The following is a 15,970-nucleotide window of genomic DNA, read 5'->3' on the forward strand; positions in this document are numbered from 1 at the left end:
ATTGTTAAACCAAAACTTTAATAATGCTTTTTACGGAAAAACAATTTTAATTACTGGACATACTGGTTTTAAAGGTTCTTGGTTATCCCTATGGTTGAATGAATTAGGTGCTACTGTAATCGGATATTCATTAGATCCTAAAAATAAAAATGATAACTTTAACATTACTAACCTTCAAAATAATATAATTGATATTCGTGGAGACATTAGAGACTTTAATAAATTAAATAAGGTTTTTACAGATTATAAACCTGAAATTGTATTCCATTTAGCTGCCCAACCTCTAGTTAAGTATTCATATGAATATCCTAGAGAAACATACGAGGTAAACGTTGTAGGAACTATGAATGTACTAGAGGCAATTCGATTACATGAATCAGCTAAAATAGGAATTATGGTGACAAGTGACAAGTGCTATGAAAATAAAGAATGGCATTGGGGTTATCGTGAAATTGACCCTATGGGCGGCCATGACATATATAGCTCAAGTAAAGGATGCTGTGAACTTTTAATTTCTTCCTATCGAAATTCTTACTTTTCAGAAGAAAACTTTTCTCAACACAAGAAAATAATTGCAAGCGTTCGAGCTGGTAATGTAATTGGTGGTGGCGATTGGTCAATAGATAGAATTATTCCTGATTGTATACGAGCATTAGAATCAAACAAAAACATTATTATTAGAAACCCTACTGCTATTAGACCCTGGCAACATGTACTAGAACCCTTAAGCGGGTATTTACTCCTTACAGAAAAAATTATAAATAATGGTATCCTTTATTCAGGAGCATGGAACTTCGGGCCATCCCTAAGCAATATTGTTCCAGTAGAAAAATTAGTGACCAGTTTACTAGATATTTGGGGCTGCGGGGATTGGACAGCAGAAAATATAGGTCCAATAAATTTCCATGAAGCAAATTTACTGAATCTTGACATTAGCAAAGCAAAATTCAATCTTAATTGGCAGCCAAAATGGTCCCTACAACAGACTTTAGAAAATACAATAGAATGGTATAAACATTATAATTCTTACACCAGTTCTGAGATGATAAATCTATGTATTAGCCAAATCAAACAATATTGCATGCTTTGAACTACTCCCACATGCTCATACTTGCTGTGAGTTCCTTATGGAGTGAGTCTTCTTGGTTAAATAATAAAAGACACATTAATTTTTATAGTCTAAATTATAAACCTACTATACCTAAAATTATGTGATTGTCCATTAACAAAGATTTTATTTCTTCGGTTATTTCAAATCAACTATTGATATTATATTGAAGAATAAAGGAATCACGTATTTTTCTAGTGATTCCCTTGTTCTGAGAAAATAATGTCTTGCTTTAACGACAATACAGTATATGCGATTATTAATTTATTTGTTCTAGTTATGAAAAAATCTATTCCTGTCAAAAGAGCTTTCTTCAAAGAAAAACTTCCTATTTTTTTCTACTTACCCTACTCGAAAAGTAAATAATGTTATTTTTCAGATAATTATATCTACTATTTATAGAATTACACTGAGCTTTAACAAGTTTATGCTTATATATTGATTCTCTTATTTATTATCACCAATGTTGATGAATTTATGCATAGCTTATTCTATACACAAATAGCTTTTTGAATTATCTTTTCAGAATAAGTAAAGGAGACTTTCTCTTTTATGCACTTTCCCCTTACCAGTCTTAAATTTCCCTTTAATCAACAATAAGAACAAATCTTCTATAAAACCAAGCCATAAGTAAGATAATTTCCCTATTAAAAATAATGAGGTATTCTGTTTCACCTTTTTACATTATCTAAATAAGGACTTGTAGGAATTCTTACAAGTTCTTTTTTTGTTTTCTTTATTCTCTCCTTATTTACACACACAAGATTTATATATTTGTTTGTAATACATACTATAGTATCTGATAAACAATTTAAAAAGTAATATGTAATTGATCCGTTTTAAGAAAAGGAAATTTCATAAATCTTCAATCACAGTTTCTTAGTTCACCTAATAGAACGTATAAAGACTCATATCATTTTTTGATAATTTTTGGATGTTTTATTCTAAGTACATTCGACAACAATTGATTATTTTCTGAATTTTCTTGAAAAAGTTGTAAAATCATACTATTTTTTCTTCTATTTTGCTATGATAGTTACAATTAAATTGGATTAGGATATTTCTATAAGATGGGGGCGTATATTATGAGTGTCTCAGTAAAAGGAAATGAGCAGTTAACCTCTCTATTAAACGACTGGTATCGATCTATGCTATCTCAACAAGTTATAAAAGCTACTAATCTAAAAAAGAAAATTGATGAAAAAATCAGCAAATTAAGTACTGAGCCAAATCAAGAACATCAAGATCAAAATTTGTTACTATATTATTCACTACTTGAATTCCGTTATAATGTCTTAACAGATAGCCTTGGTATTCAACAAAATAGCTTTGATGCCATTAGTGACTATGATATGCCTACAGACCATTTTCTACGCTTCTATTATCACTTTTTTAAATCCATTCATTCCACTTTTATATCAAATTTTACTGAGGCAGAGGAACATTATAAACTGGCAGAAAAGATATTAGTAGACATACCAGATGAAATTGAACACGCTGAGTTCTACTATAGAATTGCTACTTTTTATCACCATACCTATAACATGCTTGCTTCTATCGAATACGCAAATAAATCGAGAGTAATCTTTTCAAAATATGAAGGTTATGAAGTAAAAACAGCCTTTTGTAATAGTTTGTTAGGTGGTTGCTGCATCTATTTAAAACAGTACGAACAAGCTGAAGAATATCTACAATGTGCAATTGATTTACTACAAAAGAATAAGGTAGAAGATTCCTTGTTATACGTAAAAAGTACTATGGGGTGGCTGTATTCTGATCAAAGTATGTCTACTTTAGCTATTCGCCACCTTTCAGAAGTAACAGAGAAAATCCCTACACACTTCAAGGCTATCTTCCTACAAGCTAAGGAACATTATAAGTTAGGAGAACAATCGACGGCTAGCAAACTCATTGTTAAGGGATTAAAAATCTGCAGAGAAATCCATAACGAAGAATATATGCATCACTTCTTTATTTTAAAAAGCTTAAACGAAAACATTCCATTGGAAGAATTAGAAAAAATCATTCAAGAAGGAATCTTATACTTTGAGAAAGAAGAGTTATGGGAATATGTTGTCGAATACGCTGAATTATTTGCCACAAAATGTAGACAATTAGAGAACCACAAAAAGGTAAGTGACTATTTCCATATTTGTTATCAAGCAAGACTAAAATTAATTGAAAAAGGAGTCTTAAAATAATGAAAAAAATTAGCTTATTATTATCTGGCATTGCTTTTATTGGGGTATTAACGGTGGGAATTTTTCAGTTTTCTAAAACAAATCAGCTTGCTACTCATGGTCATTATCCTACTCCTTCATATAGTGTTGGTGGTGCACCACAACAAATTTAATGTAAATGTATTTAAAAACCCTCCAAATGGAGGGTTTTTAAATGGCTTATCTGCCTGTTCAATACGTGTAGAGAGTACGTATTATACTTATATACTATGTTATAAGATTTTTCATTTCCACTCTGTAACAAGATTCTAGCATTCTCTCCTAGAATCTCAACTTAAATCTTAAATCCACCAATTAACTCTTGAAGTTCTTCCGCCATCTGCGCTAATTGTATTGCTGAAGAATTTATCTCTTCCATAGAAGCATGTTGTTCCTCAGATGAACCAGCTATCGTTTGCATACTTGAAGAATTCTCTTTTACAGCCATAGCTATTTGATCAATCGATGTATCGACTTTCATTGCATCAGTTGTCATTTTATTTGATAGTTCTACCATACCATGTACTTTTGATACAATTTCATTTGCAGATTTTGAAATCTCATAAAAACTTTGTTTTGTATCATTCGCAACCTTAATTCCCGACTGTACTTCTACTCCTACTTCATTCATAGCTTTTACAGTCTCATGTACGTCTGCTTGTATTTCCTTAATTAAACTTCCAATTTCCATCGAAGAATCGGATGATTGCTCTGCTAGCTTCCTAACTTCATCGGCAACAATTGCAAATCCTCGCCCCTGTTCTCCTGCTCTAGCTGCTTCAATTGCTGCATTTAATGCTAATAAATTTGTTTGTTCCGCAATATTTTGAATCGCTTCTAATATACTTCCAATTTGTTGCGATTTCTTATCTAATAATTTTATTACATTATCGGATTGAGAAACAGAGTGATGGATAGACTGCATTTGTGTTACAGTTTGTTCTACTAATTGTTCACCTTCATTGGCTTTTTGTTTTGTGTATATGGATGAAGCCGATACTTCAGATGCATTCTCAGCTACATATTGAATATTTCGTGTTACCTCACCAATTAATTCAGCTCCAGACTCAACTTCATTATTTTGAACCTCTGCACTATTCGAGATCTCTTCCATCTCTTTTGTAATTTGTTCCGTCGCAACGCTTGCTTGTTCTACACTAGCAGTTAGTTCCTCAGAAGACGCAGCTACATGTCCTGCAGATGTGTTAATTTGAGAAATAATATTACGTAACGACTCTGCCATTGTATTGAAACTACCGCCTAATTGACCAAGTTCATCCTTTGAACGAATATCTATTTTCTCGGTTAAATCTCCCTGACTAATTCTTTGGGCCGAAATAACTAATTGTCTTAGTGGATTAATAATAGATCTAAGTATGAATAAAATTACAATTCCACCTAACAATAATGAAGCCCCTATTATAGTGAGCGTTTTATAAAAAATAGGATTGGTCGCTTCTTCAATTTCTTTCGTAGGCATTACGCCAGCTATTTTCCAACCTGTTTTTTTGTTTGTCTTAAAGCTTATGTTTCGATCTTCCCCGTTAAGGCTATAAGTAATTACGTCATCTTCTTTTTTGTACAGTTCATCCGCTAAAGTTTTCTCTAATTTCTCTCCTGGTTTTAGTGATGGATGAACAACTATTGTTTTATCTTGACTGACTATAGATACAAATCCTTGCTTTCCAATTTTAATCATTTTGGATGTTTTTACTATATCTTTAATATTCAAATCTACGCCAATGACACCACTTTTATCTGCATTTTGCTTTGCAATTGCTAATACCATATTTCCTGTAGACTTTGATTTATATGGAGATGAAACAATAATCTCTCCATTTGCTTTTACTGCATCCTTATACCAACTGCTTTCTAACGGATTAAACCCTTCTGGTATTTTTCCAACAGGTGCATGAATAAATTGATTGTTACTGGATGCCGTATAAATCGTTTCTATCTCTGGATGTAACTGTATATATTGATCAAATTTACTCTGTACATTTTGCGATTGTTCAGGATTATAATCCCCTTGTGTGAGTACCTTTGCAAAATGAGAGACATCTGTTTGCTTATTTTCTAATTCATCATCAACAATCTTATCTAAAATACTTATATTATCTTTTGCTGATTGTAGAATTGTTTCATTAAGATCTGTTTTTGCTTTATTATAAGATGATATTCCTACGATTAGACTTGGTATAATTAATATTGCAATAAATGCCATAGACAACTTCGTTTTAAGCTTTATTTGTCCCAATCTTTCTTTTATATTAAACACTAGATACTTCTCCCTTTCACTTTTACTACTGATATAGTTTATTTAAATTTTTCTCCTTTATTTTTTCTACATATATTTACAGTACCATTCGAAATGAAACCCCTATTAAATCCTATCATCTCAACTTCCTTATTTAACGATTTAAATTTCACAGGCAGCGTTTTATCTATCCTCCTTTCGAATATGTTATCTTTCCATATTCAGCAATTCTAAAACTACGAATTGTTCCCAATAAAATGGATGAAACATAACCTTCATTTAACAGATATTATTTGACCTTGATTGGATAAAAATTTTAATTTAGCGCTATTCAAATCGGATGAAGTCTTTACCATAATAAATTCTCTAAAAAATAACTACATAAATTTATTCTTTGTATGATTATGTTTAACAGCCTTTGAACCATTCTAAATGCATCACACTATTCATGAATCATTTACTACGGCCGATTTTGTTGTAAGAGATAACTAAACCATAAATTCTATATAAAAGAATAAAATAAATTGGAGAAATTCATTGTAACACGTATACATAAGTAATAGATATAAAATCCGATAATATATTATTACCTTATAATAAATAAATAATTCAGTATAAACTGTATTTTATTTCTATAGAAGAATCTTTCCCTATATGCAATATTACATATAATCTACCTTATGTAGTTTGTTATACTATGCATGTGGATTTTTCATCCAAAAATCCACCCAAACGCATATTTATGTATATGCCACCCTAATTGATGAAAGTGAGAAGAATGTTTATCATTTTTCTCACTTTTTTATTTAGGCTCTGTTAATATTGTATTAAATAAGGGAAGACACCTTAGAGTTGGTGCTTCCCTTATTTGTTGATTATTCAAATCTAAAATAGGTATTTTCTAAACCTATTCTTTGCTTTAATGTTCTGCCCAAAGCATAATTATTTGGTAATTCTTTTTCAATGACACAAATAATATAACCTGCTTTTCCTGTTGTTAAATTAGTTAGTTGTAAGTATTTAGTGTTGTCGTAGATATAAGAAATAATATATTCATAGAAATTATTTTCTTTATCTTCTCTATTCATACCAACATTGTACAACCTAACTCTTGCTCCTACCCAAATTTCATCATCATCAACATTACTTAAAGGCATCCATTTCGAGTTATCCAATATTTCACCCTTTTCTTAATTCATTCGTTTATACACGAATGTTGCTAGACACAAACTATCATAAGCATCCGTCATTTCATTGATTAGACGACCACCGACAGAGAAAAAAGACTCAACATAGCTTTTTACCCATTGAAACACTTGCTCTTTTAGTTATTTTTACATTTTGAATCTACGAAAATGAATTCCCTTATAAAAACTCTAACAGAGAATCTTCCTTCCAAATTTCACCTAGGAAATTATTTGTTTTCCAAAAAACCTACCAACATCTTTATCAACTCATTTTAGAATATTTAAACAATAATTCCATATACATTACCTGCATAAATTATTCATTTTCTTTTATATAAGACCTACTTTTTACTTTTGATAGACTATTAGACATTGGATTATTATACATAAATCCCAAAAACATGCGGTATTTTGTAGAATTTTGTCTATCAATATGTATGTACACCCTTTTGTAGTGGATATAGACTGTGAGGTGTAAGGAGATACCTTACAAAATAATAAAAAGGAGATTATAGAATGAGTAGATTAACAAAATTCTCAAAGTTAGTATTTGCAACTTTAATCGCGGGAAGTAGTCTAAGCACCTTTGTTTCGTCACACAGTGTACAAGCTGACACCTTAGATCCTAATTACCAAGACAATGTAAAATTCATACCACCTTCTAGTGCTAGGCCAACATTGGAACAAAAAAACACTATTGTTCCAGAAGCAAAAGTTGTTAAAAACCATTATGTAAAGTACTCTAAAGCACATTTCCAAACTAAAGAAAGTATACCAAAAGAGATTTATTATTCTTCAGAAGGCTTTAAGGGCTATATACAGGCAAGTACCGTTTGGGATATGGGAGATCATTTCGCAACACTATATTCCGGAACCGTTATTCGATGTTAGACTTTTAATCCATTCTCCCCTAATGCTTAAAATGATTAATAGCTCACTGCCAATACTGTAATATCTATTGTTCATAAAATAAACCACAAAATCTTTCGATTTCATGGTTTATCAAATATAAAGATAATGCTAAACGAATACTCTAACATTACCTTCCCCAAAGTTAATTATAGAGTATTTTCAAAAAAAAGACACTCTTGTAGTGTCTTTTTTATAGTATTTTAAAAAGAATTCCACCTACTAACACCTTTTTGTTGCGCCTATTCGTTTATTTCAATATGATACTTTTCCATCTCGTATATGCAATAGACAATAATAGCTAAACTCCAACTGACACTATAATAATTATGTGTGTAGAAGTCATATCCCGCTTTAATACCCTTCTCTATTACAACTAATGTAAATCCTAAAGCCACCCATCTGTTAATTTTCATCTTTATAAACGTTAAAGAGATAATTATTAAAAATAAAATATTTGTAAGATGATTTATCATTAGCTCATATTTTTGAATGTATACTGCCATTATACAAGCAACGATATTAGTCGCAATGCCAAAGGCAATCACCGCTCCCCAAACCCTGTCCGAAAGTCCCACTCCTGAGTCAGTCCCTTCCTAAACAAATATCCCTTTCTTTAATTCATTCCTACACCCTATTCAAGATATGCTAAATTATCCTTGTCTGATGAATATCTATTTATCTTTTCATATAGAGCAAACAAAATTTCTACTCATAATTTTTTCTTTATTAGACAAACTATGTCTAAGCCGTTTGAACTAGCGGCTTCAATCTTCTGGTAATGGGATAGCACAATTTATTGAATTGACTAACTCATTCAACCCACTGGCACCGGCAGGCAACAAAATAGTTGTCTGCCATTTTCATGTATACTTTTTCTAATTTCATTTCGAACCAAGTGTGTGCTGTACTGATTTCAAAAGGACAGAATTTCATTTTTTAAAATGTAAAAAAGATAAGGTCCTGTCTACTTTTGGTATAGGACTTTTTCTTTTCACACATACTATTTTTGAACCTGTTTCCAATACGTGTCCTAATGGTGTCTTGAGTTCCTCCTAAAAAGGGCTGCAGATACTACTGCATGCCCTTTTATTTACGTTGCTTCTCTATATTGAATAAAATAATTAAAAACTAAAAATGTAATATTACATATTTTTTCTGTTCAGATTATGTTAGGATTTACTTCGTAGTCGAATTATGGTTTCGTATCTAATTCAGCAATATGTGAACTGTTTACCTAAAGAAAAGACACCCAAAAGGTGTCTTTTCTTCTTTTAATCTAAAAAACATTTTTTCTTTTCAGTAAGATCCAATTATCCCTCTAACCTAAACCTCATAATTAAAGGCAATTTAATCATTGTACTCAAGAGTTTTCATCCATTTCAATATACCTATAGCTTAATTTAAAATCACATTTCCAGCACTATATTTGCTTTCCTACAGATTTTCTGTCTTGTTCTTAATTCTGTCAAAATCCTCATGTAGCTATACAAAGAATATATGCTACTATGATATTAAGAAACTATGCGTTCCCTTAACCCTGTATCCGGCCCTGTATTTATTACAGGGTCTTTGTCTATTTTATTTAATACACATCCAATTTCAGTTAAAATTGTTTAAATGTTAATTAATTTTTGAAATGATATAACTATAAGCTCTTTTAACAAATAAAATATAATATTAGACATATTTAACCAACTTGGGGCTATTATTAGTTTTCTAAATATGTACTTCATTAACACCATACAAATAGTATTAACTATCTTAATTGAATATTAGTAATAGTAAGTATAAACATTATCAATTTACTACATCTTACATTTATGTAAAAATAAATACGTGTTAAGCTTTTTCAAAATCTTTCCCCTAATAAAGATTTGAAGTAGCATTTCATGATTCTCCTTACTGTTAATATGCCTTGAAAAAGAACCCTATAGGGTTCTTTTTCTTCTCATTATAACCTCAGTAAGTCCATGCAAAAAGGACTGCTAATTATTTGCAGCCCTTTTACACGTTAATATACACTTGTATTACATGCTTAAAACTTTATTGTATTAGGTATTTATACCAACTAAACATGCCATTATCATTTAGATATATAACACTTCAAAGTTTAGAAGTATACAATAACAAATCTTTCCCAGCTTCCAGCTACATAACTAGTAGCTGTTAATTCTCTACCACCATTTGCTGATATATATCTACCATTACTTAGTGCTTGTAATACATATATCCTATTGTCTCCACCATTATATAAGATAAACTTTTCCCATGCACCAATTGATGTACGATCTGCTACTACTCTACCATTTGGCTCAAACGAAACATACTTCCCATTACTTTTAGCTTTTAAAGCGTACGTATATAATTCCCCAGTCGAAATTAATTCGAATTTCTCCCATCCATTAACTGCATTACGATTTGCTATTATATTTCCCGAAGGCTCAGCCGAAACATATTGTAAATTTGCTGCCTGTATAGCAACTGTCCAACTTCCATTAAATAAATTTACGCCTTTTAGTGAACCTGCTTTTGATAGATTGGCTGCCGATACATCATTCGATGGTGTAATCATCAATATCATTAAAACCATCGACAACACCATTAAAACTAACCTTTTTGAGATTGTATTACCACTTGCACGTGTTATGAAACTTTTCATTCTCATTCCTCCCTTAATATACATAGAACTCATATATATATCATACCAAATATGTAAAATATTGTAACAACAGAGAGGATTTATCAACAAATACCTTACTATTCTGTTTCTTTTTTCTCAAATCTATAACACTTAAACATTTATCAATTCTCAAGCACATTTTTAAAATTTCCCCCCCTGATAAACAAATGTAGCAGTTGATGGCAAGGAGAGTATATACAAAAGAGAGAGTAGTTTCATTTCACTTTTCTTTAAATAAAAGCCAAATAGCCGTTCATAATGAACGACTATTTGCATCTAACTAATAATTAGAAGGTTCTTCATGTTAATCTATTTTGTTTAATCCCGTTGAAGTAACTTGATAGGTTCTTTTTTTGCCTATATATTCTTGTTTATTATTCTCAAGGTTAATAAGTGTAGCGCGTGTCTTTTCCTTTACTGCTTCCCCTTCCATATGGGTAATCTCAATGTAATCTCCCGCTTTTACGGGCACCTTTTGGATTTCAGCAGTTTGTTGTCTATTTCCTACTATTTCCTTATTATACACAACACTACCGGTCGAATTCTTTACTGTAATACTTGCATACGTATTATTAAAGTAAGAATGTGGTACGCCTGCTTCTAAATTCACCTGCATTTTCTCTGTTGTCCTATTATAATCAACTTTTGCGATTTCTCTATCACTATATCCTTTTAAAGACCACCCAAAATGATTTCCATCTAAAACCGTTGTTTCTGGCATTTTTTCTACTTTCTTCAAGCCTTCTTTTGTAACTTCGTACATGACTTTTTTTCCAAAACTTTCTTGTTTACTATTATCTACATTTGTAAGAGTAGCTCTATGTACACCTTCTAGATGTGTTAACTCTATATAATCCCCTACTTTGACTGGAAATTTTTGCGATTCAGCATTTTGCTGTTTGTTTCCATAAATCTCTTTGTTATAGACCACTTTTCCTGATGTGTTTTGTACTTTAATACTCGCATACGTTTCATTAAAATAATGATGCGGTACGCCTGCTTTTAAGGCGATTTGCATTTCTTCTGTCGACTTATTAAAATTAACTTTTGCAAACTCGAAATCACTAATTCCTTTTAGTGACCATGCAAATTGATTTCCATCTAAAATTGTAGCTTCGGGCATTTTTTCTGCTTTCTTCAGACCTTCCTTTGTAACTTGGTATATTGCTTTTTTTCCAAAGCTTTCTTGTTTACTATTACCTACATTTGTTAAAGTAGCTCTATGAATACCTTCTAGATGTGTTAATTCAATATAGTCTCCTACTTTGACTGGAACTCTTTGCGATTCAGCATTTTGTTGTTTGTTTCCATAAATGTCTTTATTGTATACTACTTTTCCTGATGCATTTTGTACTTTAATACTCGCATACGTTTCATTAAAATAATGATGCGGTACGCCTGCTTTTAAGTCGATTTGCATTTCTTCTGTTGACTTATTGAAATTAATTTTTGCAAACTCGAAATCACTAATTCCTTTTAGTGACCATGCAAACTGGTTTCCTTCTAAAATACTAGAAGAGTCCGGTATATCTGAATTAAAACCTAAGTTATCTAATATAGATTTTAGATCAGGTAAAACACCTATTCTATCATTCCACGGATCTTGAGATTTTGTTCCTGTATTCGGATTACTTAAGATATTTCTTAATTCGGCTGGTGTATAAGGAGAACCTCGATGTTCTTTAGCAATACCTTGAATCGAAGTTGCTGCTCCAGCAATAATTGGTGAAGCACTTGATGTTCCACTAAATGTTGATGTATATAAATTTGTAGTATTTTGACTTGGATTTGCTGATGTTGTATCAACATTTTCTCCCCATCCATATACATCTAATCGACTTCCATAATTTGAAAACCATAAACGTTTATGTGGAACAGTTGATGATCCCGCCCCAACCATAATAGCACCTGAATCCTTGAAGTCTGGACTATTTCGATTTAAGATCTTTTTTCCATTACGATCTTTAAAATTATCTAAGTCGTTTGAACCATTTGCGCCAGCTTCTATAATAATAATCCCTTTATCTGCACCAACACGAATTGCATCAAAAATATCTGGATGTACTTCTACAGGTAAATATTTATCCCCATACCCATCATACGAAGCTTGTGCCTCTAATAAAAGAATATCTCCCGCTTGTAAATTATGTACAGCACTTAAAATAGCATCCGCTGTATTATAAATTCCATTATCCCTGATCTGGGATATTACTTTTACATTTGCACTTGGTGCAATTCCAATATTTCCAATTTGATTATCTTCTGATGAAACAATTCCTAATACAGAAGTACCATGAGCTCTATGCTGGCTTATATTTTGTCCAGACATAAGCTTTATATTTTTATTAACTAGATCCTCATGGTTCAATAACCATCCATATTCCATATCCACAAAAGTTGTACCCTTTCCGTCACCACCTTTAATGCTCCAAGCATGCGAGGCATTAATTCCCTTTGGTGCCGCTTCAAGATATCCTTGATTTTGAAATCTAGGATCATCGTACGGATTTACAGACAAATCTGGTAACTGTATTTCAGGAGGTGTCAAAATTTGTTTTTCTTGTATATAAGCCTCCTCTACGAGAGGAGATGTTTCAAATTTTTTCAGTAATAATTCTATTTCTATGTTATTAGGAGCTTGTACAATATAATAATTTAATAAATTATTAGCTGATTCATTAGCAACTGATTTAGATTGTACTGATAACTTTTCAATCTCTATCGGATTTACAGATGAGAACAGACGATTCAAAGTAAGTTCTGTATTTTCGGAAAATAACTCCTTTAAATTGTTATCATAATCCCCATTTTTTATTCGTTTCTCAATACCATCTTCATAAGGTAAGTCAATTTGATTTTTAAACTTTACAACTAATCTTTCTTCCTGTGAATCTCTTTCTTTGTATGTGACATTATAAGATTCAGCGTAAACTTTATTATGAATACTATCATTTTGTAAAATTAGATCTGTTCCTACAAATGTGGTCATTGCAATTGATGAAATTAGAAACCCTTTAAATATGTTCATACTATACCCGCCGATCTATATTCTCTTGAGAATTTTTTAATGCGTATAATGGTTAAGATTTTTATATAATATATAAATCTATAATTTAACTTTTGTAGTGAAATCTATGACTTTATTAATAATCCCATAGAGGTAACCTGATATATTCTTTTCTTTCCCATATACTCCTGCTTACTATTCTCAAGATTAGTAAGTGTGGCGCGTGTCTTTTCCTTTTGTGCTTCTCCCTCTATATGAGTAAACTCAATACAATCTCCTACTTTGACTGAAACGGTTTGGCTCTCAGCATCTTGTTGTCTATTCCCTATAATTTCTTTATTGTACAAAATATTACCAGATAAATTCTGGACTTTAATGCTTACATACGTATTACTAAAATAAGAATGGGGTATACCCGCTTCTAATTTAAGCTGCATTTTTTCTGTTGCTTTGTTATATTCTATTTTCGCGATTTCTCGATCATTATATCCCTTTAATGACCAAGCGAATTGATTTCCATCTAAAACCGTTGTTTCTGGCATTTTCTCTACTTTCTTCAAGCCTTCTTTTGTAACTTGATATCTTGCTGTTTTTCCAATGGTTTCATTTTTGTTATTTTCAAGGTTAATTAAAGTTGCTCGCGTTTTTTCCTTTGCTGCTTCTCCTTCTATATGGATAAATTCAATGTAATCCCCTACCTTGACGGGCACAGTTTGGTTTTCAGCATTTTGTTGTTTATTTCCCACGATTTCCTTATTGTACAGAACGTTACCAGAAGAATTCTGGACCTTAATACTCGCATACGTACTAGCAAAATAGGAATGTGGTACACCTGCTTCTAGTTTTACCTTCATCTCTTCTACCGTTTTATCATAATCTACTTTTGCAATTTCTCTATCACTATATCCTTTTAATGACCAGGCAAACTTGTTTCCTTCTAAAATTGTTGCTTCTGGCATTTTTTCTACTTTCTTCAGGCCTTCCTTTGTAACTTCGTATATTGCTTTTTTTCCAAAGCTCTCTTGTTTACTATTATCTACATTTGTAAGAGTGGCTCTATGTACACCTTCTAGATGTGTTAACTCTATATAATCGCCTACTTTGACTGGAACTTTTTGCGATTCAGCATTTTGCTGTTTGTTTCCATAAATCTCTTTGTTATAGACCACTTTACCTGATGTGTTTTGCACTTTAATACTTGCATATGTACTATCAAAGTAGTCATGTGGTACACCTGCTTTTAGATCAATTTGCATTTCTTCTGTTGATTTATTTAAATTTACTTTCGCAAATTCAAAATCTCCAATCCCTTTCAGCGACCATGCAAATTCATTACCTTCAAAAATGTTTGGAGATTCATTTTTGATTTGTACCTTTTTCTCAACAGTTTGATCAAATATATCCGTTAATACAATTTTTGCATAAGCATTTGTTGGTAATGATATAGATTGACTGATTCCATTTTGATAAGATTTAATATCATTAATTACGTTAATAGGTTGGCCCGTCATATTTTCATTGTTATAAATTTCAATTTTCCCCTTAAATTGCGGTGTACTATTTTCTTTTAGTTTCCAAGATACATTTAATTTTTCATTTTCATAATATATAGATTGGATATCAAAATCTAATTTTCCTATTTCAGGTTGAGTAGGTTGATTTAGCGTGAATATTTTTCCTGCCCCAATAGTAGACTGCGTATTACCTCCTGCTTTGACCCATACATATTCTGATGTAGATCCTCCATCATATTGATAAGTATTATCATGCGTTCCAGAAATACTTTGATTATTCCAAGAACTCCATTGTTTATCAACTAATTTTCGGCTATAACCATTTTTCAATCGCGCTTCTCGAACATTCTGTCCACTATCAGCCCAGTCTTCTTGAAACATTCCTAAACCATGATTAAATGCAACATTAGCAACCGGAAAGTCCATAATTGCAATTTGATGCCATTTATTCTTTGTTACATCTTTCATCCATTGTCCAAATTTAGTATGACCATTTTCTTGCCATGAACGCATTGTCATTGTGTACCAATTGTAGTCTTTCCAACCATAAGTTGTTTGAACCTTCATTCCTGTTCCTTCTCCTCCAAAGGGTCCAGCTTGCGAATTCGGAGATAAGTATTCGGCCTTTATTGCTTCTTTAGAGGAAATTGGATCCCATAAGGCAAAATGTAAAGTACGTTTTCCATTTTCATCAAACCCACTTTGTTGTTGAAAACCAGCATATCCTCCAGCTTCACCACCTGCATTCCAGTTGTGTACAGCCCAGTACGTATAAGGTGGAGTCTGAACTGGTGACCAGTCTATACTAATAATATCTGAGGCAGGTATATTTTGGGGACTCACATAAACTGCTGGAGCAGCTGAATGTGTTGCAGCTTTAGTGTGCGAAATAGATGCTCCAAACATAGAAAACATGCTACATGCTGCGGTCATTATAATAACTTTATTAAATCTTTTCTTCGTTTTCTGACTAATCACTAATCTACATCCTTTTCTAATTTTTATTATTGAATAATAACTTAGTAGAGAAATCTATCAAAATTCAAACAACATCCAGTAAATCTTTAAAATACTGCCCCAATTTTA

10 protein-coding genes are annotated in these 15,970 nt (G+C 31.7%); 4 read left to right on the plus strand and 6 right to left on the minus strand.

The genetic code is table 11. From position 1 onward, the window contains the following. Nucleotide 1: 1 nt before the first annotated feature. The 3 genes from rfbG to BUA87_RS31420 all read left to right on the plus strand — a co-directional run bounded on the left by rfbG (nucleotide 2) and on the right by BUA87_RS31420 (nucleotide 3,461). Complete coding sequence (gene rfbG, locus BUA87_RS21215; protein ID WP_071714637.1) at nucleotides 2–1,090, plus strand: CDP-glucose 4,6-dehydratase; 1,089 nt, start codon at nucleotides 2–4, stop codon at nucleotides 1,088–1,090. 1,103 nt (nucleotides 1,091–2,193) lie between these two features. Then, the gene (locus tag BUA87_RS21220) at nucleotides 2,194–3,309 is read left to right on the plus strand and encodes a response regulator aspartate phosphatase (RefSeq protein WP_000116965.1); all 1,116 of its coding nucleotides are present in this window, start codon (nucleotides 2,194–2,196) and stop codon (nucleotides 3,307–3,309) included. Beyond that, nucleotides 3,309–3,461, plus strand: coding sequence for a hypothetical protein (locus BUA87_RS31420; RefSeq protein WP_000724110.1), 153 nt, complete (start codon nucleotides 3,309–3,311; stop codon nucleotides 3,459–3,461). The genes BUA87_RS21220 and BUA87_RS31420 overlap by 1 nt, the downstream gene beginning before the upstream one ends. A 161-nt stretch (nucleotides 3,462–3,622) precedes the next feature. Here the strand turns inward: BUA87_RS31420 and BUA87_RS21225 are convergent, their stop codons facing one another. Next, complete coding sequence (locus BUA87_RS21225; RefSeq protein WP_072940738.1) at nucleotides 3,623–5,605, minus strand: methyl-accepting chemotaxis protein; 1,983 nt, start codon at nucleotides 5,603–5,605, stop codon at nucleotides 3,623–3,625. A gap of 854 nt (nucleotides 5,606–6,459) precedes the next feature. Beyond that, nucleotides 6,460–6,741 carry a hypothetical protein gene (locus BUA87_RS21230; RefSeq protein ID WP_061660978.1) on the minus strand — a complete coding sequence of 94 codons (282 nt, stop codon included), beginning with the start codon at nucleotides 6,739–6,741 and terminating at the stop codon, nucleotides 6,460–6,462. Nucleotides 6,742–7,287: 546 nt separating this feature from the next. On the opposite strand from BUA87_RS21230, the gene BUA87_RS21240 reads away from it, so the two are divergent. Further along, the gene (locus tag BUA87_RS21240) at nucleotides 7,288–7,662 is read left to right on the plus strand and encodes a hypothetical protein (RefSeq protein ID WP_000088962.1); all 375 of its coding nucleotides are present in this window, start codon (nucleotides 7,288–7,290) and stop codon (nucleotides 7,660–7,662) included. A 260-nt stretch (nucleotides 7,663–7,922) separates the two neighbouring features. On the opposite strand, the gene BUA87_RS21245 is transcribed toward BUA87_RS21240, so the two are convergent. From BUA87_RS21245 to BUA87_RS21265, 4 genes are all read right to left on the minus strand, one after another. Beyond that, complete coding sequence (locus tag BUA87_RS21245) at nucleotides 7,923–8,258, minus strand: hypothetical protein (protein WP_000524431.1); 336 nt, start codon at nucleotides 8,256–8,258, stop codon at nucleotides 7,923–7,925. A 1,535-nt stretch (nucleotides 8,259–9,793) separates the two neighbouring features. Then, entirely contained in the window at nucleotides 9,794–10,342 is a 549-nt protein-coding gene (locus tag BUA87_RS21250; protein ID WP_000834557.1) for a fascin domain-containing protein, read from the minus strand. A 325-nt stretch (nucleotides 10,343–10,667) separates the two neighbouring features. Then, nucleotides 10,668–13,391, minus strand: coding sequence for a putative mucin/carbohydrate-binding domain-containing protein (locus BUA87_RS21260; protein WP_071714639.1), 2,724 nt, complete (start codon nucleotides 13,389–13,391; stop codon nucleotides 10,668–10,670). Nucleotides 13,392–13,495: 104 nt separating this feature from the next. Then, the gene (locus BUA87_RS21265) at nucleotides 13,496–15,862 is read right to left on the minus strand and encodes a putative mucin/carbohydrate-binding domain-containing protein (RefSeq protein WP_072940741.1); all 2,367 of its coding nucleotides are present in this window, start codon (nucleotides 15,860–15,862) and stop codon (nucleotides 13,496–13,498) included. Nucleotides 15,863–15,970 lie beyond the last annotated feature (108 nt).

Origin of the sequence: Bacillus sp. bc15 (assembly GCF_900142585.1) — a bacterium.
In the GTDB taxonomy this organism is placed as follows: domain Bacteria; phylum Bacillota; class Bacilli; order Bacillales; family Bacillaceae_G; genus Bacillus_A; species Bacillus_A cereus.

Coding starts and splice junctions, on each gene's coding strand:
- BUA87_RS21220 (WP_000116965.1), top strand. CDS start 2,194: ATGAGTGTCTCAGTAAAAGGAAATGAGCAGTTAACCTCTCTATTAAAC.
- BUA87_RS31420 (WP_000724110.1), top strand. CDS start 3,309: ATGAAAAAAATTAGCTTATTATTATCTGGCATTGCTTTTATTGGGGTA.
- BUA87_RS21230 (WP_061660978.1), bottom strand. CDS start 6,741: ATGCCTTTAAGTAATGTTGATGATGATGAAATTTGGGTAGGAGCAAGA.
- BUA87_RS21240 (WP_000088962.1), top strand. CDS start 7,288: ATGAGTAGATTAACAAAATTCTCAAAGTTAGTATTTGCAACTTTAATC.
- BUA87_RS21250 (WP_000834557.1), bottom strand. CDS start 10,342: ATGAAAAGTTTCATAACACGTGCAAGTGGTAATACAATCTCAAAAAGG.
- BUA87_RS21260 (WP_071714639.1), bottom strand. CDS start 13,391: ATGAACATATTTAAAGGGTTTCTAATTTCATCAATTGCAATGACCACA.